Genomic DNA, 19,108 nt, shown 5'->3' on the forward strand with positions numbered 1-19,108 from the left:
GGACGGGTTTGCAAGCTAGGCGGTTTGGCGCGAGAATAAAGGGCAAGATCGCGCCACATGACGACCGAGGCAGGACCCCGCCCCAGCGATGCAGGACGACACCGACCAGATGGCCGGCCCGACACCCGCGCCCGCGGACGCCGAAGTGGCGCGCGCGCGCGGCATGCTCTGGTGGTTGGGCTGGACCCTCGGCTTTCTCTCGTTGGCGGCCCTGGCGCTGGCGGGCGGGCTCTGGCTGCGGCTGACGATGGGGCCGCTGACCCTGCCCGAGACACTGCGCGACCGGATCGAAGCGCGGATCGACGACGGCATGGCGGCGGGGCGGCTCCAGATCGGCGAAGTGGCGCTCGACCTGCCCGAGGGCGGCCGCGCCCCGGTGCTGGAGTTCCGCAACCTGCGGCTCAGCGATCGCAGCGGCGCGCCGCGTGCGGCCTTTCCCGCGGTCCGCGTCCTGATCGATCCCGCGCCGCTTCTGTCCGGGCAGGTCCGGCCGCGCCGCGTCGAGATCGCGGGTGCCGGCCTGCGGCTGTCGCGGGATGGTGCGGGGCGTTTCGATCTCGACCTGTCCGGGGCCGCTTCGCCGGCCAGGGTGACGGTTCCCGACACGATGGCGCGGCTCGACGCGATGTTCTCCTCACCGGTCTTCGACGCCTTGCAGGAGGTCACCGCGACCGGTCTGCAGCTTTCCCTCGCCGACGAGATGACCGGCCAGATCATGCGCATCGAAAGCGCGACCGCCCGGCTGACGCGGAGTGGCGGGCAATTGGCGCTGACGGTGGGCGGCGCGCTGTCGGGCAGCCGCGACACGATCCTCGACATCGCCGTTCTGCGCAGCGCGGGCAACGGCGAGACCGAGATCGCCACCGTCTTCCGCGACCTCGCCGCGCGCGATCTCGGCACGGCGAGCCCTGCGCTCGGCTGGCTCGACCCTGTGCGCGCTCCGATCTCGGGGCGGCTTGCGCTGTCGCTCTTCGACGATGGCACGGTCGGGGACCTCGAGGCCCGGCTCGATATCGGGGCGGGGCGCGTTTCGCTGGCCGAGAACGCGGCACCGCTGGAGTTCGACCGGATCGCCGCCGACATGGTTTATGACCCCGATACGCGGCGGATCGCCTTCTCCGCCTTCCGTCTCGATGCTCCGGGTCTCGCCTTCGACGCGGCGGGGCATGCCGACGTGGCGCCGGACGGCAGTTCCTTCGTGACCCAGTTCCGCCTTTCGGACATCGAGGTGGGGCCGGCCGGGCTCTATCCCGAACCGCTCCGGATCGAGGGGGCGACGGTCGATCTGCGCCTGACGCTCGCGCCGCAACTGAGCGTCGAGCTGGGCGAGGCCGTCCTTCACGACGGCGCCTTCCGCTTGGTTGCGCGCGGCCGCGCCTCGGCCGAGGCCACGGGGCTCGCGGTCGCCGTGGACGCTTCGGTGGCCCAAACGGATTTCGCGACGGTGCTCTCCTACTGGCCGGTGTCCGTCGTGCCGGAAACGCGCGAATGGATCGAGCGCAACATCGCCAGGGGCCGCCTTTCGGGCGTCGATTTCGCGGTCCGGGCGCGGCCCGGGATGCCGCTTCTGCGCCACCTGCAGGCCGATTTCGACGGGCTCGAGATGACGCCGTTGCGCCAGGGGCCTCCGGTGCGCGGTGCATCCGGCTATCTGGAACTCGACGGTCCGGGCCTGATGCTGCGGCTCGACGGTGGCGTGATGTCGGCCGGAGGGGACGGCGCGCCGGGGATCGACCTCGGAGGAAGCCTGATGGAGGTCGCCGACGTGACGCGGCGTGGCCCGGACGCACGCTTCCGCATCGAGGGGCGCGGCGGACTTCAGGCGCTCCTCGGCGTGCTCGAAGGCCCGCCCTTCCGGGTCTTCCGCAACAGCGAACTGGAGATCGACCGCATCGGCACGGGCGACGTTGCGCTCACGACGACCTTCACCAGCCGGCTGGAACGCCGCGACACACCCGCGACGCTGGCCGAACTGGGGCTGGAGGGCCGCGCCGAGGTGAGCGGTTTCGCATCGGACGGCCTCGTCCCCGGGCGGCAGCTTTCGGCGGAACGCCTGACCGTTTCGCTCGACCCGGAGTTGCTCCGCGTGAGCGGACCGGCCGATCTGTCGGGTGTTCCCCTGGCCGGGACGTTCGAGCGGCCGATCGGTCCCGACGCGCCGAGGGCCTCGCGGTTGCAGGCCCGCGCGCCCCTGACGCGGGAGGGGCTGGCGCGGCTCGGCGTGGCGTTGCCGGACTGGCTCATGTCGGGACAGGGCGCGGCGGACGTGGTTCTCGACATGCCGGACGGGGCACCCGCGCGGCTCTCCGTCGAGAGCGATCTCGACGGTCTCGCCATGTCGGTGCCCGCGCTCGGCTGGCGGATCGGGCAGGGCACGACGGGGCGCCTCTCGGCGGAGATCATGCTCGGTCCCGAGCCCGAGGTCACCGCGCTCGATCTCGACGCGCCGGGGCTGTCGCTCGATGCGGGGGCCACGCTCCTGCCGGGGGGCGGGCTTGCCCGGCTGACGGCGGCGCGGCTGGTGGCGGGCGAATGGGTCGACGTGCAGGGCGCGCTCGTGGGGCGCGGTCCGGGCATCGCGCCGGCCATCGAGATCACCGGCGGCACGGTCAGTCTCGACCGGGCGCCCGAGCTGTCGTCCGGCGCGGGCGAGGGGACGGCGCCGCTTTCGGTCCGGCTCGACCGGCTGGAGGTGTCGCGCGGCATCGCGCTGACGGGGCTTTCGGGAAGCTTCGACACGGGCGGCGGCGGCCTGCAGGGAGAGTTCCGGGCGGCGGTCAACGGCGAGGCGGAGATCGCGGGGGCGATCCTGCGCGGCGCGAACGGGCCGGACATCCGCATCCAGTCCGAGGATGGCGGCGCGGTCCTGCGCGCGGCCGGCATCTTCCGTACCGCTTATGGCGGGCGCATGACCCTCGGCTTGCAGTCGGCCGGGCCGCGTCGCACCTATGACGGGACGCTCCGGATCGATGGGCCAAGGCTCCGGGACGCGCCGGCGATGGCGGAGCTTCTGAATCTCATCTCGGTCGTGGGCCTGCTGGAGCAGCTTTCTGGCGAGGGGATCAACCTCGGCACGGTCGATGCGCGCTTCCGGCTGTCGCCGGACCGCCTGACCCTGGCGGAAGGGACCGCGGTCGGCCCCTCGCTCGGCATCTCGATGGACGGGATCTACGACATCCCGACCCGGCGTTACGAGATGCAGGGGGTTGTCTCGCCGCTCTACATGGTCAATGGGCTCGTCGGCGCCTTCTTCGCGCCACGGCGCGAGGGGCTGTTCGGGTTTTCCTACCGGCTGACCGGTGTCGGCGATCAGAGCAACGTGGCGGTTAACCCGTTGTCGATCCTGACGCCCGGCATCTTCCGGGAGATCTTCCGCCGCCCGCCGCCCGAATTGACAGAAACGCCCTCGAACTGAGCCAAGATGAAACTCGACGATTTCGATTTCGACCTGCCCGAGGGGCTGATCGCGACGCGGCCCGCGCGTCCGCGCTCCTCCGCGCGCCTGCTGGTGGCCGACGGTCCGATGACCCGTGACGCCCATGTCTTCGACCTGCCGGCGATCCTGCGCCCCGGCGACCGGCTGATCCTGAACGACACCCGCGTGATCCCCGCGCGGCTGACCGGCAAGCGCACGCGGTCGAGCGCGCAAGGGCCGGTCACCGCGAAGATCGAGGTCACGCTGATGGAGCCGCAGGCGGACGGCACGTGGTCGGCGCTCGCCAAGCCGATGCGCAAGCTGGCGCTTGGGGAAACGGTCGTCTTCTCGCCCGAGCTGTCCGCCGAGGTGGCATCGCTGGAGGGGCGGCTCCGGCTTCGCTTCAACATTGCGGGCGAGGATTTCGACGCTGCGCTGAATGCCTCGGGCGCGATGCCGCTGCCGCCCTACATCGCGGGCAAGCGGGCACCCGACGAGCGCGACCGCGAGGATTACCAGACGATCTGGGCGAAGCGCGCGGGCGCGGTGGCCGCACCCACGGCCTCGCTCCATTTCGACGAGGCTCTGATCGAGGCGCTGACCGGGGCCGGGATCGACTTCACCTTCGTGACCCTTCATGTCGGTGCGGGGACCTTCCTGCCGGTGACGGTGGAGGACGTGACCACCCACAGGATGCACGCCGAGTGGGGCGAGGTGCGCGAAAAGGCGGCCGACGAGATCAACGCGACGCGCGCGGCGGGCGGCCGGATCATCCCAGTCGGCACCACGGCGCTGCGACTGATCGAGACGGCGGCGGCGCTGGACGGCACGATGCGGCCCTTCGAGGGGGACACCGACATCTTCATCTACCCCGGTTATGCCTGGAAGGTGACCGACGCTCTGATGACCAATTTCCACCTGCCGAAGTCCACGCTCATGATGTTGGTCTCGGCGCTGATGGGGCGCGACAGGGTGATGGAGATCTACGCCCATGCCGTCGCCACGGGCTACCGGTTCTTTTCCTATGGCGACGCTTCCCTTCTGATTCCGTCGCGAATCTGACAGACGGGAGGGGTCTCGCATCGCGAGGCTTGGGCCGGAGACCGGCGCAGACGCGGATCGAAGGGAAGGAACCACCTCCATGCTGTCTGTTCTGCGCGCTTCCTGGGCGCTGCTTCTGGGCATGTTCATCCTGCAGATCGGCAACGGCCTGCAGGGCTCGCTGATGGGTGTGCGCGGCGCCATCGAGGGGTTCTCGACCTTCGAGATCTCGCTTGTCGCCTCGGCCTATTTCGTGGGTTTCCTCGGCGGCAGCCGCGTCGCCCCCCGGATCATCGCCCGTGTCGGCCACGTGAGGGTCTTCGCCGCGCTCGGCTCGCTCATCTCGGCGGTGCTGATAACTTATCCGGTGATCACAGACCCCTATGCCTGGATGGCGCTGCGCGTGCTCATCGGCTTCGCGCTCTCGGGGGTCTACGTCACCGCCGAGAGCTGGCTCAACAACGCGGCCACCAACGAAACGCGGGGCCAGTCGTTGTCGGCCTATTCGCTGGTGCAGATGTTCGGCCTCGTGGGCGCGCAGGCGATCCTGTCGGCGGGCGATCCCTCGGGGTACCTGCTGTTCATCATCCCCTCGATCCTCGTATCGCTCAGCTTCGCGCCGATCCTGCTGTCGGTCTCGCCGACACCGGCATTCGAGGCCTCGCGCCCGATGAGTCTCAGGCGGCTTTACGACGCCTCGCCCTTCGGCGTGGTTGGCATGACGCTGATGGGCGCGGTTTTCGCCGGGCAGTTCGCCATGGCAGCGGTCTATGCCACCGAGCAGGGGTTGAGCCTCGGGCAGCTTTCTGGGTTCATCTCGTCGTTCTTCGTCGGCGCGATCTTTCTGCAATATCCGATCGGCTGGCTGTCGGACCGGATGGACCGGCGCAAGCTGATCGTGGGGGCCTCGGCGCTTGGCGGGATCGTGGGGCTGGGCGGCGTGTTGTTCGCCGACATCTACCCGGTGCTCATCGCGATCGGCGTGTTGTCCGGCGGGCTGACGCAGCCGCTCTATGCCATGTTGATCGCCTACACGAACGATTATCTTGAGGTCGAGGACATGGCGGGGGCCTCGGGCGGCCTTGTCTTCGTGAACGGGCTCGGCGCCATCGCGGGCCCGCCGATCATGGGCATCCTGATGGCGCAGATCGGGCCCGGGGGCTTCTGGCTCTTCATGTCGGCGGTCCTGCTGCTGATCACGGCCTACGGCCTGTGGCGCATGACGCAGCGCGCGTCCCTCTATGCCGACGAGGAGGACTACGAGGCGGTCTCCTATGCCTCGCTCATGCCCGGCGCCGCCTCGATGGTTGCCGTGGAGGCCGCGCAGGAGTTGTATGCGGAGGCGGCCGAGGAACAGGCCGAAAACGCCGAGGAGGCGCGGGCGGACGCGGAGAAGTCCGCACAGTGAGTTCCGCGTTTCGCGGGACGGAGAAGGCAAGGGAGGAACGGGCAGCATGGAGACTTCCGCAACAGGACCCAAGACGGTCCTGGATTTCTGGCTCGGGGCGGGACCCGAGGCCTGGTATCGGCAGGACGATGCGTTCGACGCCGTGATAAGGGACCGGTTCGGGGCGCTCTGGGAGGAGGGGGCCGGGGGCGGTCTGGACGAGAAATGGGCGACGAACCCGCAGGGCGCCCTGGCGCTGATCGTGCTTCTGGACCAGTTTCCGCGCAACATGTTCCGGGGCGACCCGCGTGCCTTCGCCAGCGACGACCGCGCGCTGTCGACGGCATGCTACGCGATCGACCGGGGCTGGGACCTGCGCATCGACCCGCCCGAGCGTCAGTTCTTCTACATGCCGTTCATGCATTCGGAACGTCTGACTGACCAGGATCATTGCGTGCGCCTGATGGCCGAGCGGATGGCGGGCACCGACAACCTTCTGCATGCGCGCGCCCACCGGGAGATCATCCGGCGCTTCAGCCGGTTTCCCTACCGGAACGAGGCGCTGGGCCGCAAGACGAGCGAGGCCGAGCGCGCGTTCCTCGACGAGGGCGGTTACGGTGCGATCCTGAACGAGCTGAAGGACGCCTGACGGCGGATCGGGGATCACCCGGCCAGGTGATCCTCGGCGAAGCGGTCGAACCAGTCGAGGCAGCCGGGATTGGCCATCGCGTCGGGGGTCGCGACATCCGCCATGGCCCGGCCCAGGAGGCGCTTCTTGATCGGCACCTCCATCTTCTTCCCGGTCAGCGTGTAGGGAATGTCGGGGGCCACGGCGATCCGGTCGGGCACATGGTGCGGGGACACGCGGCTTTTCAGGGCCTGAAGGATCTCGGTCTTCAGCGCCTCGGACCACCCCGATCCCGGCGCGAGCTTGAGAAACAGGATCATGCACGACGGTCTGCCGAGGTATTCGAGATCGACCACGAGGCTGTCGGCCACGGCCGGGTTGTCCTCGACCACGCGGTAAATGTCGGCGGTGCCCATCCGGATGCCATGGCGATTGATGGTGGCGTCCGAGCGGCCGTAGATGATCGCGCCGCCATGGGGCGTGATGCGCACCCAGTCTCCCTGCCTCCAGACGCCGGGATAGGTGTCGAAATAGCTGCCGCGGAGCCGTGTGCCGTCCGTGTCGCCCCAGAGGCAGAGCGGCATCGACGGCATCGGCCGCGTGCAGACCAGTTCGCCCACGTCGTTCTCCACCGGGTTGCCGTCCTCGTCGAAGGCCTCGACCGCGGCGCCAAGCGCGCGCGCCTGCATCTCGCCGACATGGACGGGCAGGGTGGGACTGCCCGCGAGAAAGGCGCCGGAGAGGTCCGTGCCGCCCGCTATGGGCGAAATCCAGAGGTCGTCCCGGATGGTCTCGTAGAGCCATGCGTAGGCTTCCGGCGGAAGCGGCGACCCGGTGGAACCGATGAGCTTGATCCGGCTGAGGTCCGCCTCGTTCCGGGGAACCGTGCCCGCCTTCATGCAAGCGGTGTAATAGGCCGCGCCCGCGCCGAAGACGGTGACGCCCATGGCCTCCGCAAAGCGCCACAGACGGCCCATGTCGGGCGTGCCGGGGCTCCCCTCCGCGAGCGCGATGGTCGCCCCCGTCAACAGCCCGCCGACCTGCGCGTTCCACATGATCCAGCCGGTCGAGGAATACCATGCGAAGGTGTCATCGGGACCGACATCGCAATGCAGCCCCACTAGCTTGGCGAGTTCGAGGATCACGCCGCCATGGCCATGCACGATGGGCTTGGGACTTCCGGTCGTGCCGGAGGAATAGACCACCCAGACCGGATGATCGAAGGGCAGCATCAAGGGCGCGGCACGCTCGCCCCCGGCCATCAGCCGGTGCCAGTCGTGGCGCTGCACGTGGCCCGGCTCCACCGCCTCGGCGGCATCCATCGTGATCCAGTGCGCGACGCTCGGCAGGCCCTCGAGAAGGGCGGAGACCTCCGCGCTTCGGTCATGCCACTTGCCTCCGAAGCGGTAGCCCGACGCGGTGATGAGCGCTTTGGGCCCGATCTGGCGGAACCGCTCCAGCACCGTGGGCGCGCCCATGTCCGGCGCGCAGAGCGACCAGGTGGCCCCGATCGAGGCGCAGGCGAGGAAAGCGACGATCGTGTCGGGCGTGTTCGGCAGGTAGCCGACGACGCGGTCGCCCGTTTCAACGCCGATCCCGCGCAAGGCGGCCGCCATCGTGGCGACACGTTCGGCGAGGTCCGTCCATGCCAACTCATGCCGCGTCCCGTCCTCCGCCTCGTGGCGGATCGCGATGCGGCCTGGCTTTTCATTTCGCAGGACCTCGGCCGCGAAGTTCAGGGTCGCGCCGGGAAACCACTCGGCGCCCGGCATCGCTTCGCGTGCGAGGCCCGCGCCGGGCGGTGACCCGAACGCCAGGCCATGCCATTCCGCGAAGGCCAGCCAGAACGCGCCCGGATCCTCGACTGACCACGCCCACAGCGCGTGATAGTCCGGAAAAGTCCTGCCCGTGCGCTGTCCGGCCCAGTCCATGAAGGCGGCCATGCGGCTGGCGGCGGCGAAATCCGGTCGGGGCGTCCAGGCGGGCGCGGTTGCGTCGGGCATCTTCCGGATCTCCGTAGGGGGGCGCAGGGGTGCCGGAAGAAGCGTAGCGCCCGTGCGCGGGCGGCCAAAGGAAAAATCCCGCCCGCCCGCCGCAGCCATGACCCACGTGCAATGCCGCCCGCCTGCGACCGATCGGCCTTTGCGCCGGATTGGCAGATTGTTTAAGGGTAAACAAACGACTTTCCGCGGGAGATCGAACGTGGCTGCACAGAATTTCGACGTCATCGTGATCGGGGCGGGTCCCGGCGGCTACGTGGCCGCCATCCGCGCCAGCCAGCTTGGCCTGAAGGTGGCCATCGTCGAACGCGAGCACATGGGCGGCATCTGCCTCAACTGGGGCTGTATCCCGACGAAGGCGATGCTGCGGTCCTCCGAGATCTTCCACCTGATGCACCGCGCAAAGGAATTCGGACTGTCGGCCGACAATATCGGCTACGACCTCGACGCCGTGGTGAAGCGCTCGCGGGGTGTCGCCAAACAGCTCAATTCCGGCGTCGGCCACCTGATGAAGAAGAACAAGATCACGGTCTTCATGGGCGAGGCGACGCTGCCCGCGCAGGGCAAGGTCAGCGTGAAGACCGAGAAGGGCACCGAGGACCTGACAGCGAAGAACATCATCCTCGCCACCGGGGCGCGCGCGCGCGAATTGCCTGGGCTCGAGGCCGACGGCAAGCGTGTCTGGACCTACAAGCACGCGCTCGTGCCCCCGCACATGCCCAAGAAGCTTCTCGTGATCGGTTCGGGCGCCATCGGGATCGAGTTCGCGAGTTTCTACAACACGCTCGGCGCCGACACGACGGTGGTCGAGGTCATGGACCGTATCCTTCCCGTCGAGGACGCCGAGATTTCCGCCTTCGCCAAGAAGAGCTTCGAGAAGCAGGGCATGAAGATCATGGCCAAGGCCATGGTGAAGAAGCTCGACCGCAAGGCCGACAAGGTGACTGCGCATATCGAGGTCGGCGGCAAGGTCGAGACGATGGATTTCGACACGGTCATTTCCGCCGTGGGGATCGTCGCCAACACCGAGAACCTCGGTCTGGAAGCGCTGGGCGCGAAGATCGATCGCAGCTTCGTCGTCACGGACGACCATTGCCGGACGGGGGTCGAGGGGCTTTTCGTCATCGGCGACGCGACGAACGGGCCCTGGCTCGCGCACAAGGCGTCCCACGAGGGCGTCATGGTCGCTGAGATCATCGCGGGCAAGAAGGTCCATCCGGTCAAGCCCGAGAGCATCCCGGGCTGCACCTACTGCCACCCGCAGGTGGCGAGCGTCGGCCTGACCGAGGCCAAGGCGAAGGAGCGCGGGCACGAGGTGCGCGTCGGCCGCTTCCCCTTCATCGGCAACGGCAAGGCCATCGCGCTCGGCGATCCCGAGGGCATGATCAAGACGATCTTCGATGCCAAGACCGGCGAGCTTCTGGGTGCGCACATGATCGGGCCGGAAGTGACCGAGATGATCCAGGGCTATGTCGTGGGCAAGCAGCTCGAGACCACGGAAGAGGACCTGATGCACACGGTCTTCCCGCATCCGACGATCTCCGAGGCGATGCACGAGGCCGTTCTCGACGCCTATGACCGCGTGATCCATATCTGAAGCCGTCGCCCCTGTGCCGGGGCGCAGGGCGAGAGGACGGCAGATGCAGGACGGGCGCACGCCCTGGCCCCTGATGGGCGCGCTCTACCTCGGCGGGCTGCTCGCCGCGGGACAGTTCGCGAAGGTGTCCCTCACCCTCGGAGCGCTGGCGCAGGCCTATCCCGGGGCCCCCGTGGCCTTCGCGGTGTCGGGCGTTGCGGTCATGGGCATCCTGTTCGGTGTGCTCGCGGGCGGGATCACGGCGGCGATCGGGGCGCGGCGCGCGATCCTCATCGGCCTTGTCATCTCGGCGGTCGCGGGCGGTGCGCAGGCGATCCTTCCGGCCTTCCCGCTACTCATGGGGCTGCGCGTCGTGGAAGGCGCGGGGCATCTCCTGCTCGTCGTGGCGATCCCGACGCTGGCGGCGGCGCTGGCGGCAGAGCGTGACCGGGCCTTCGTCATGGGCATCTGGGCGACGTTCTTCGGTGTGGGTTTCACCCTTGCGGCGCTCGTTATCGGACGGGCCGGGGCAGGGACCGTCTTCGCGGTCCATGGTGGCCTGGCCGCCGCGCTGGCGCTGCTCTTGTGGTGGATGCTGCCGCGCGGCGTCACGAACGAACGCCGGCCGCTGCCGAGGATTGCCGATCATCTCACGATCTACACCACCCCGCGTCTCTTCGCGCCGGGCCTCGGCCACGGCATCTACGCGATGATGTTCCTCGCGCTCGTCACCTACCTTCCCGCCGCGCTTGAGGCTCCCTGGCTCTCGCCCGTCCTGCCGTTGGCGGGCCTCACGGGCTCGCTCCTGACCGGGCCGCTCGCGCGCCGGATCGTGCCGGGCCGTCTGGTCTGGGGCGGGTTTCTCGCGGTGGTCGCGCTCTTCGCGCTGACCTGGCTCGCCGGGCCGCTCGCGCCCTGGGTGGCCATCGTCGCCATGGCGGTCTCGGGCATCGTCGCCGGCGCGGGGTTCGCGGCCGTTCCCTGGCTCAACAGCACCAATTCGGACCGCGCCCTCGCCAACGGAGCGCTGGCGCAGCTCGGCAATGTCGGCACGTTCTCGGGCACGCCCGTGCTTGCCGCGCTCGGGCTCGGCGCCGCGATCCCGATGGCCCTGGTCATCGGCCTTGTGGGCGCCGGGATGACCGCGATCGCCTATCGCGCGGCCGCCCGCGCGCTGCCGATCCGCCCTGTCTGACCCTCCTCGCGCCAATGTTCCTGTGCGGAACTCGGCCTGTTCACTTTCCGTTCTCATTTTTCGGTTGGAGACTCGCCGAGGCTCCCCTAGGTATGACCGAGTGGTTAACCGGGGATTGGCGGCATGCCCGAGCTGAAGTCAATCGAGGTGCGCGGCGCACGCGAGCACAACCTCAAGAACATCGACCTGGACATTCCCCGTGACCGGCTCGTGGTCATCACGGGGCTGTCGGGGTCGGGCAAGTCCTCGCTGGCTTTCGACACGATCTATGCCGAGGGCCAGCGCCGCTATGTCGAGAGCCTGAGCGCCTATGCGCGCCAGTTCCTCGACATGATGCAGAAGCCGGACGTCGACCATATCTCCGGCCTCTCGCCCGCCATCTCGATCGAGCAGAAGACGACCTCGAAGAACCCGCGCTCGACCGTCGGCACGGTGACGGAGATCTACGACTACCTGCGTCTCCTCTTCGCCCGCGCCGGCACCCCCTACAGCCCCGCCACCGGCCAGCCCATCGAGGCGCAGCAGGTGCAGGACATGGTCGACCGCGTCATGGCGATGGAGGAGGGCACGCGCGCCTATCTCCTCGCGCCCATCGTGCGCGACCGGAAGGGGGAATACCGCAAGGAGTTCCTGGAACTCAGGAAACAGGGGTTTCAGCGCGTGAAGGTGGACGGACAGTTCCACGAGCTCGACGATCCGCCGACCCTCGACAAGAAGTTCCGCCATGACATCGACGTCGTCGTCGACCGCATCGTGGTGCGCGAGGGGGCGGAGACGCGGCTCGCCGACAGTTTCCGCACTGCGCTCGACCTCGCCGACGGGATCGCGATCCTGGAAACGGCCCCGGCCGAAGGGGAGCCCGAGCGCATCACCTTCTCCGAGAATTTCGCCTGTCCCGTCTCGGGCTTCACCATCCCCGAGATCGAGCCGCGCCTCTTTTCGTTCAACGCGCCCTTCGGCGCTTGCCCGTCCTGTGACGGCCTCGGCGTCGAACTCTTCTTCGACGAACGCCTGATGGTGCCCGATGCGGCCCTCAGCCTCGAGGACGGCGCCATCGCGCCCTGGCGCAAGGGCAAGTCGCCCTATTTCCTGCAGACGATCCAGGCCATCGCGCGGCATTACGGCTTCGATCCGAAGGCCGCGTGGAAGGACCTGCCGGAGGAGGTTCAACAGGTCTTCCTGCGCGGCTCCGGCGAGACGGAAATCCAGTTCCGCTACGACGAGGGCGGGCGCGTCTACCAGGTGAAGCGCACCTTCGAGGGCGTCATCCCCAACATGGAGCGCCGCTACCGCGAGACCGACAGCGCCTGGATCCGCGAGGAATTCGAGCGCTACCAGAACAACCGCCCCTGCGGCGCCTGCGGCGGTTATCGCCTGCGGGAGGAGGCGCTGGCGGTCAAGATCGCGGGCCTGCACGTGGGCCAGGTCGTCGAGATGTCGATCCGCGAGGCCTTCGCCTGGTGCGAGACGGTCCCCCGGCACCTCTCGAAGCAGAAGAACGAGATCGCCCGCGCGATCCTGAAGGAAATCCGCGAGCGGCTGGGCTTTCTCAACAACGTGGGCCTCGAATACCTGACGCTCAGCCGGAACGCCGGCACGCTTTCGGGCGGGGAAAGCCAGCGCATCCGGCTCGCCTCGCAAATCGGTTCCGGCCTCACGGGCGTGCTCTACGTCCTCGACGAGCCCTCCATCGGGCTCCACCAGCGTGACAACGACCGGCTGCTCGGCACGCTCAAGAACCTGCGCGACCAGGGCAACACGGTCATCGTGGTCGAACACGACGAGGAGGCGATCCGCGAGGCCGACTACGTCTTCGACATCGGCCCCGGCGCGGGCGTCCATGGCGGGCGGATCGTGTCCCACGGCACCCCGGCCGAGATTGCCGCCGACCCCGCCTCCGTCACCGGGCAATACCTGTCGGGCACGCGCGAGATCGGCGTGCCGGCGGAACGGCGCGCGGGCAACGGCAAGGCCGTCACGGTGGTGAACGCCACCGGCAACAACCTCAGGAACGTGACCGCCGAGTTCCCGCTTGGACGGTTCGTCTGCGTCACCGGGGTCTCGGGCGGCGGCAAGTCGACCCTCACCATCGAGACGCTGTTCAAGACCGCTTCGATGAAGCTGAACGGCGCGCGCCAGACGCCCGCGCCCTGCGAGACCATCACGGGCCTCGAACACCTCGACAAGGTCATCGACATCGACCAGCGCCCCATCGGGCGCACGCCGCGCTCGAACCCCGCGACCTACACGGGCGCCTTCACGCCGATCCGCGACTGGTTCGCGGGCCTCCCCGAGGCCAAGGCGCGCGGCTACAAGCCCGGGCGCTTCTCGTTCAACGTGAAGGGCGGCCGCTGCGAGGCCTGCCAGGGCGACGGCGTCATCAAGATCGAGATGCACTTCCTGCCCGACGTCTACGTCACCTGCGAGACCTGCAAGGGCAAGCGCTACAACCGCGAGACCCTGGAGGTCCAGTTCAAGGGCAAGTCCATCGCCGACGTGCTCGACATGACGGTCGAGGACGCGCAGGACTTCTTCAAGGCGGTGCCCTCGATCCGCGAGAAGATGGATGCGCTCGTGCGCGTGGGGCTGGGCTACATCAAGGTCGGCCAGCAGGCCACGACGCTTTCGGGCGGCGAGGCGCAGCGCGTGAAACTGTCGAAGGAGCTGTCGAAACGCTCCACGGGCCGCACGCTCTACATCCTCGACGAGCCCACGACCGGCCTGCATTTCGAGGACGTGAAGAAGCTCCTCGAGGTGCTGCACGAGCTTGTCGACCAGGGCAACACCGTCGTCGTGATCGAACACAACCTCGATGTGGTCAAGACCGCCGACTGGATCGTCGACATCGGACCCGAGGGCGGCGACGGCGGTGGCGAGATCGTCGCGGTCGGCACGCCCGAGGACGTGGCCGCGGTCGAACGCTCCCACACGGGGCGCTATCTCGCGCCGATGCTGAAGGCGCGCAAGCACGCCGCCGAATAGCGCGGGCGCCTTGCCCCTTCATCCTGGCGAAAAACTCCGGGGGTGAGGCCGCAAGGCCGAGGGGGCAGCGCCCCCTTTTCGTGCGGTACGACTTCCCGTGGTCCGGTCGCTCCGATAGGGTCGGTTCGGCATACGAAAGGGTGGCGGCATGGCCCGTAAACCGAAAATCGGTCTGGCACTCGGCTCGGGCGGCGCGCGGGGCTGGTGCCACCTGGGCGTCCTTTCCGTACTGGACGAGATCGGCTGCCATGCCGACATCATCGCGGGCTGCTCGATGGGTGCGCTCGTGGGGGCGGCCGAGGCGGGCGACGCAAGGGCCGAGCTCGAGGCCTGGGCGATGGGCCTCACGCGCGGGACCTTCCTCAAGCTCATGGATTTCACCCTTTCCCGGGGTGGTCTCGTGGCCGGAAAGGGCATCGCCGACGTGCTGGGCGAGTGGGGTCTCGATTGCGACATCGGCGATCTGCCGCGCCGGTTCGTGGCGGTGGCGACCGACCTGCAATCGGGCCGGGAGGTCTGGCTTCAGGACGGGCCGCTCCTTCCGGCGGTGCGCGCCTCGGTCTCGCTGCCAGGCCTCTTCTCGCCGCAGCTGATCGAGGGCAAGTGGCTGCTCGATGGCGGGCTGACCAACCCCGTGCCGATCTCGGTGGCCCGGGCGCTCGGGGCCGACGTGATCGTGGCGGTGAACCCCAACGCCAAGCCGACCGGGCGCGTCTGGGTGCCCGAGCGCGGCGGCGATCTCTGGGACGGGATCGTCGAGGGGCTTGGCAGCATCCTGCCCGACGCGCTTCTCGGGTCCGAGCCCGACGGTCCGCCCGCGCCGCAGGGAACGGAAGTCGTGAACGCCTCGATCGACATGCTGATGGACTACCTGCGCCGCACGCGTCTGGCGGCCGATCCCCCCGACGTGATGATCGACGTGGACCTCAGCGGCCTGTCCGTCATGTCCTTTTTCCAGGCCGAGGAGGCCATCGCCGCGGGCCGGGCAGCCGCCGAGGCCGCGGCCGACGACATCCGGAAGGCGCTCGAGGCGGTCCTCTAGCGCGCGGCCCGGCGCACGCGCAGCGCCTCGAGGCCATGGAAATGGTAGATGTCGGCGTAGCTCGGGGCCTCGGCCAGCGCGAGGCCGGGCCAGGTGTCGAACAGGATCGGCAGCGCGATCTGCAATTCGAGCCGCGCGAGCGGCGCACCGACGCAGAAATGCAGCCCCGCCCCGAAGGCGAGGTTGGCGGGACCGTCCGTCCGGTCGGGCCGGAACGCCTCCGGCGCGTCGTAGGCGCCGGCGTCACGGCCGGCGGAGGCGAGGAGCAGGCCCACCTCGTCGCCGCGCCGGAACGTGTGGCCGAACATCTCGACATCCTCATAGGCCCAGCGGGTGAAGAGGTGCAGCGGCGGATCGAAGCGCAGCACCTCCTCGACGAAACGCTCCGCTCCCGCGCCGGGGCGCGTGCCGGTCTCCAGCGCCAGCTTCACCGCGTTGCCCATCGTGTGGACCGTCGCCTCGTGCCCCGCGTTCAGAAGCAGGATGCAGGTCGTGATCATCTCGTCCGTGGTCAGGCGGTCGCCGGCCTCTTCCGCCGCGATCAGGGCCGAGATCAGGTCGTCGCGCGGCTCGCTGCGTCGGCGGTCGACATAGTCGCGCATGAAGGCCACGAATTCCTCGGTTGCGGTCACGGCCGCGTCCTCGTCCCCGCGCGTCCGTCCCGCCTGGTACATCATCACCATGGCGTTGGACCACCTCAGGAGATCGGGGGCCATCGCCTCGGGGACGCCCAGAAGACGGGCGATGACGATGACGGGGATCGGTCGGCAGAAGGCGTCGAGCAGGTCGAAATCGCCCTCCGGGAAGGCGGCCGCGAGGTCGCCTGCGAGCGTTGCGATCTCGGGCGCCATGGCCTTGATGCGCCGCGACGTGAAGGCGCGCAGCACGAGGCTGCGCAGGCGGGTATGGCGAGGCGGCTCCAGTTCCAGCATCGAGTGCGCCTCGACGGCATAGAACGGGGCGAGGTGGTCGGGGATGGCGCGGGGGTGGACCGGCTCGCGTCCGAAGCGCCGGTCCCGCAGGAGCGTGTTGACCGCCTCGTGGGTCGTGGCCACGGGCATGGCGTAGTCGTCCCAGTGGACGAGCGGTCCCGAGGCCCGGGCGCGGGCGTAGAACGGGTAGGGATCCTGGACGAAGGCCTCGTCCGTGGGCGGCTGGCGGAGCGTCTTCATGGCGCCTTATTGGCAGCACCGCGTGCCCTTGGCCATGGCTGCGATGCGTATTTGGGGAAAGATGAAGGGCAGGGCGCGCCGAACCCGGGCGCGCCCCGTCCGCCCGGGTTTCCTCAATCCGCGCCGCGCACCGGGATCGTTGCGTCGGGGCTCGGGTGGAAGACCCGCTGGATCAGGTAGACCGCCACCGCCGCGCCGATGCCGACAAGGTCGGTCACGAGGCCGCCCTCGATCATGAAGAGCGCCGCGAGGACGAGGCCGACCCTGAGGAACCAGGCCGCGCGCCCGCCGATGAACCAGCCCTGCACGCCGGCCGAGAGCAGGAACACCCCGAAGGTCGCCGTGATGCCTGCGCGGATGACCTCGAACCACGTTCCGTCCATCAGGATCGCCGAGTTGTAGAAGAACATGAAGGGCACGATGAAGGCCGCGATGCCGATCTTGAAGGAGGCGACCGAGGTCTCCATCGGGTTCGCGCCGGAGATGCCGGCGGCGGCATAGCTGGCCAGCGCCACGGGCGGCGTGATGGCCGAGACGACAGCGAAGTAGAAGACGAAGAAATGCGCCGTGAGTTGCGGGATGCCGAGCTGGACGAGGCCCGGCGCGACGACCGAGGCCGCGACCGCGTAGGCCGCCGTCGTGGGCATGCCCATGCCGAGCAGGATCGCGATGCACATGGCGAAGAACAGCGCCAGGAGCTGCGAGACGCCCGCGAGATCGAGCAGCACGTTGGAAAAGCGCGCCCCGACGCCTGTCAGGCTGATGACGCCCACGATGATGCCGGCGCAGGCGCAGACGGCGATGATCTGGATCGACATGACGCCGGCCAGTTCGAGGGCGCGCAGCATGCCCTTGATGCCGAGCCCGGTCTCCGTTCCGCCTGCGAACTCGCGCAGGGAGATATAGGCGAAGGTCACCACGACGACGAGCGATGCGATCAGCGACAGCGTGGTGATGGAGGCGGGCGCGGCCGCCCCGGGTTCGCTTGCGGGCGACAGGATGTAGAGCAGGAACAGCCCGACCGACAGCGCCGCGATCGTCAGCACCAAGAGCCGCTGCAATGTCCATTGCCCGCCGGCGTAGAGCGAGAAGTGCTCGGGGCGGGCCCAGCTGACGACGACCGCGGCGACGGTGGCCAATGTCCCGGCGCGGATCACCGAATAGCCCATGAAGAGGGCGGCGATCAGGATCACGATCGGCAGGAACAGGAAGACCTTGCGCGCCATCTCGCGCACCTTGGGCAGTTCGTCCTCGCGCATGCCGCGCATGCCGAGCTTGGCGGCCTCGAAGTCGACCATGAAGTAGATCGAGGCGAAGTAGAGGATCGCGGGGATGATCGCGGCGATGGCGATCTCCTGGTAGGGGATGCCGGTGATCTCGGCCATGATGAAGGCGCCCGCGCCCATGATCGGCGGCATGATCTGTCCGCCCGTCGAGGCGGCGGCCTCGATCGCGCCGGCGGTCCGCTTGTGGTAGCCGACCTTCTTCATCAGCGGGATGGTGAGCGAGCCGGTGGCGACCACGTTGCCGGCGGAGGTGCCGTTGATCATGCCCATCAGGCCCGAGGCGAAGATCGCGACCTTGGCAGGGCCGCCGCGGGCGCGCCCGGCTGCGGCGAAGGCGAAGTTCACGAAGTAGTCGCCGACCTTCGAGGCCTGCAGGAATGCCGCGAAGATGATGAAGAGGATGATGTAGGTGGAGGAGACCGCCGTCGTCGGCCCGAGGATGCCCGCATCGGTGTAGACGAAGCCGAAGAAGCGCTGCCAGGTGAAGGGCTGCTGCACCGCGAGGATGCCGGGCAGGAGATGCGCGGTGAAGGTGTAGACGAGGAAGATGCCGGTGATGATGACGAGCGCGAGGCCCGCGACCCGGCGCGTCAGCTCGAGGATCATGGCGGAGCCCGCGGTCGCTGCGAAGGCCACGCCGATCGGAACGAAGGGCGTGCCGACGGAGTTCCGCGCCGCGGTGCCGTAGATCGGGATGAGGTAGAGCGCCACGACGATCCCGCAGAGCGTGAGGACGGCGTCCGATGCGGTGAAGCGTTCACGCCCCCGCCGCTCGAACCAGCCGGTGACGATGGCGCCGAAGGTGGCCAGAAGGAGCGGCAGGCCGAACCAGCGCACCTCGGTCTGGTAGATCTCGGTCCCCGGGAAGGCGGCCCAGGTGGTGAGCCCGCCCATCTCCGGCATCTCGCCCGATGCGATCATGTTGGCGAAACCGATCGCCGTGGCGCCGGCCACCAGCGCGGGGATCGCCAGAAGCGCCGCGATCAGCGTGACAATCTTCGTGTCCGGGCGAACGGGCCCGTTCTCGGAGAAGGTATGGGCCGAGAACAGCAGGAAGCCGAGCCCGAGCGCGCCCGCGATATGCAGGATGCGGAAGTTCCACGTCTCCATCGGCAGGGAGGGCAGGAACGGGATGTCGACGCCCGTCCAGTCCGAGATCGACACGCCGTTCAGCGCGATCATGTGGAAGGCCGCATAGACCGTGGCGATGAGCGCGACGACAAGCTGCGCACGTCCCGTGAAGAGGCGGCGGTTCCCCTCGATGGGTTCCTCGTCGACGCCCTCGGCAAGGACCTGTTCGCTGGCGGTGGTTTCTGTCGTCATGATCCGTCCCCCGGGGCGCCGGCGCGCGCTCTCGTTCGTTGTGCGGGTCGCGCCCCTCGGG

11 protein-coding genes are annotated in these 19,108 nt (G+C 68.9%); 8 read left to right on the plus strand and 3 right to left on the minus strand.

Annotation, left to right across the window (positions count from 1 at the left end):
* The first annotated feature begins 88 nt into the window (after positions 1–88).
* The 4 genes from N8I71_RS02880 to N8I71_RS02895 all read left to right on the plus strand — a co-directional run bounded on the left by N8I71_RS02880 (position 89) and on the right by N8I71_RS02895 (position 6,492).
* The gene (locus N8I71_RS02880; RefSeq protein ID WP_262876423.1) at positions 89–3,415 is read left to right on the plus strand and encodes an AsmA-like C-terminal region-containing protein; all 3,327 of its coding nucleotides are present in this window, start codon (positions 89–91) and stop codon (positions 3,413–3,415) included.
* Between the two features lie 6 nt (positions 3,416–3,421).
* Entirely contained in the window at positions 3,422–4,477 is a 1,056-nt protein-coding gene (gene queA, locus N8I71_RS02885) for a tRNA preQ1(34) S-adenosylmethionine ribosyltransferase-isomerase QueA (RefSeq protein WP_262876424.1), read from the plus strand.
* A 79-nt stretch (positions 4,478–4,556) separates the two neighbouring features.
* A complete protein-coding gene (locus N8I71_RS02890) occupies positions 4,557–5,864 on the plus strand; it encodes an MFS transporter (protein WP_262876425.1) in 1,308 nt (435 codons plus the stop codon).
* 46 nt (positions 5,865–5,910) lie between these two features.
* On the plus strand, positions 5,911–6,492 hold the full coding sequence (locus N8I71_RS02895; protein WP_262876426.1) for a DUF924 family protein: 582 nt from the start codon (positions 5,911–5,913) through the stop codon (positions 6,490–6,492).
* A gap of 14 nt (positions 6,493–6,506) precedes the next feature.
* Here N8I71_RS02895 and N8I71_RS02900 read toward each other — a convergent pair whose 3' ends face one another.
* The gene (locus N8I71_RS02900; protein WP_262876427.1) at positions 6,507–8,474 is read right to left on the minus strand and encodes an acetoacetate--CoA ligase; all 1,968 of its coding nucleotides are present in this window, start codon (positions 8,472–8,474) and stop codon (positions 6,507–6,509) included.
* Between the two features lie 199 nt (positions 8,475–8,673).
* On the opposite strand from N8I71_RS02900, the gene lpdA reads away from it, so the two are divergent.
* The 4 genes from lpdA (at position 8,674) to N8I71_RS02920 (ending at position 15,266) form a co-directional block, all read left to right on the plus strand.
* Positions 8,674–10,068, plus strand: coding sequence for a dihydrolipoyl dehydrogenase (lpdA, locus tag N8I71_RS02905; protein WP_262876428.1), 1,395 nt, complete (start codon positions 8,674–8,676; stop codon positions 10,066–10,068).
* A gap of 43 nt (positions 10,069–10,111) precedes the next feature.
* Positions 10,112–11,242 carry an MFS transporter gene (locus N8I71_RS02910; protein ID WP_262876429.1) on the plus strand — a complete coding sequence of 377 codons (1,131 nt, stop codon included), beginning with the start codon at positions 10,112–10,114 and terminating at the stop codon, positions 11,240–11,242.
* 123 nt (positions 11,243–11,365) lie between these two features.
* Positions 11,366–14,224: an excinuclease ABC subunit UvrA gene (gene uvrA / locus N8I71_RS02915; protein ID WP_262876430.1), complete on the plus strand. Its 2,859-nt coding sequence runs from the start codon at positions 11,366–11,368 to the stop codon at positions 14,222–14,224.
* Positions 14,225–14,372: 148 nt separating this feature from the next.
* Positions 14,373–15,266 (plus strand): patatin-like phospholipase family protein, encoded by an 894-nt coding sequence (locus N8I71_RS02920; RefSeq protein WP_262876431.1) that lies wholly within the window; start codon positions 14,373–14,375, stop codon positions 15,264–15,266.
* On the opposite strand, the gene N8I71_RS02925 is transcribed toward N8I71_RS02920, so the two are convergent.
* Together N8I71_RS02925 and N8I71_RS02930 are read right to left on the minus strand one after the other, a co-directional pair.
* Positions 15,263–16,438 carry a cytochrome P450 gene (locus N8I71_RS02925; protein WP_262876432.1) on the minus strand — a complete coding sequence of 392 codons (1,176 nt, stop codon included), beginning with the start codon at positions 16,436–16,438 and terminating at the stop codon, positions 15,263–15,265. The two genes, N8I71_RS02920 and N8I71_RS02925, sit on opposite strands and share 4 nt — an antisense overlap.
* A gap of 113 nt (positions 16,439–16,551) precedes the next feature.
* Complete coding sequence (locus N8I71_RS02930; RefSeq protein WP_262876433.1) at positions 16,552–19,047, minus strand: TRAP transporter permease; 2,496 nt, start codon at positions 19,045–19,047, stop codon at positions 16,552–16,554.
* Positions 19,048–19,108 lie beyond the last annotated feature (61 nt).

Origin of the sequence: Roseicyclus sediminis, from assembly GCF_025515305.1 — a bacterium.
In the GTDB taxonomy this organism is placed as follows: Bacteria; Pseudomonadota; Alphaproteobacteria; order Rhodobacterales; family Rhodobacteraceae; genus Roseibacterium; species Roseibacterium sediminis.

Bases quoted from the DNA above. Each gene is read 5' to 3' on its own strand.
- N8I71_RS02880 (WP_262876423.1), top strand. From the start codon at position 89: ATGCAGGACGACACCGACCAGATGGCCGGCCCGACACCCGCGCCCGCG.
- queA (WP_262876424.1), top strand. From the start codon at position 3,422: ATGAAACTCGACGATTTCGATTTCGACCTGCCCGAGGGGCTGATCGCG.
- N8I71_RS02890 (WP_262876425.1), top strand. From the start codon at position 4,557: ATGCTGTCTGTTCTGCGCGCTTCCTGGGCGCTGCTTCTGGGCATGTTC.
- N8I71_RS02895 (WP_262876426.1), top strand. From the start codon at position 5,911: ATGGAGACTTCCGCAACAGGACCCAAGACGGTCCTGGATTTCTGGCTC.
- N8I71_RS02900 (WP_262876427.1), bottom strand. From the start codon at position 8,474: ATGCCCGACGCAACCGCGCCCGCCTGGACGCCCCGACCGGATTTCGCC.
- N8I71_RS02910 (WP_262876429.1), top strand. From the start codon at position 10,112: ATGCAGGACGGGCGCACGCCCTGGCCCCTGATGGGCGCGCTCTACCTC.
- uvrA (WP_262876430.1), top strand. From the start codon at position 11,366: ATGCCCGAGCTGAAGTCAATCGAGGTGCGCGGCGCACGCGAGCACAAC.
- N8I71_RS02920 (WP_262876431.1), top strand. From the start codon at position 14,373: ATGGCCCGTAAACCGAAAATCGGTCTGGCACTCGGCTCGGGCGGCGCG.
- N8I71_RS02925 (WP_262876432.1), bottom strand. From the start codon at position 16,438: ATGAAGACGCTCCGCCAGCCGCCCACGGACGAGGCCTTCGTCCAGGAT.
- N8I71_RS02930 (WP_262876433.1), bottom strand. From the start codon at position 19,047: ATGACGACAGAAACCACCGCCAGCGAACAGGTCCTTGCCGAGGGCGTC.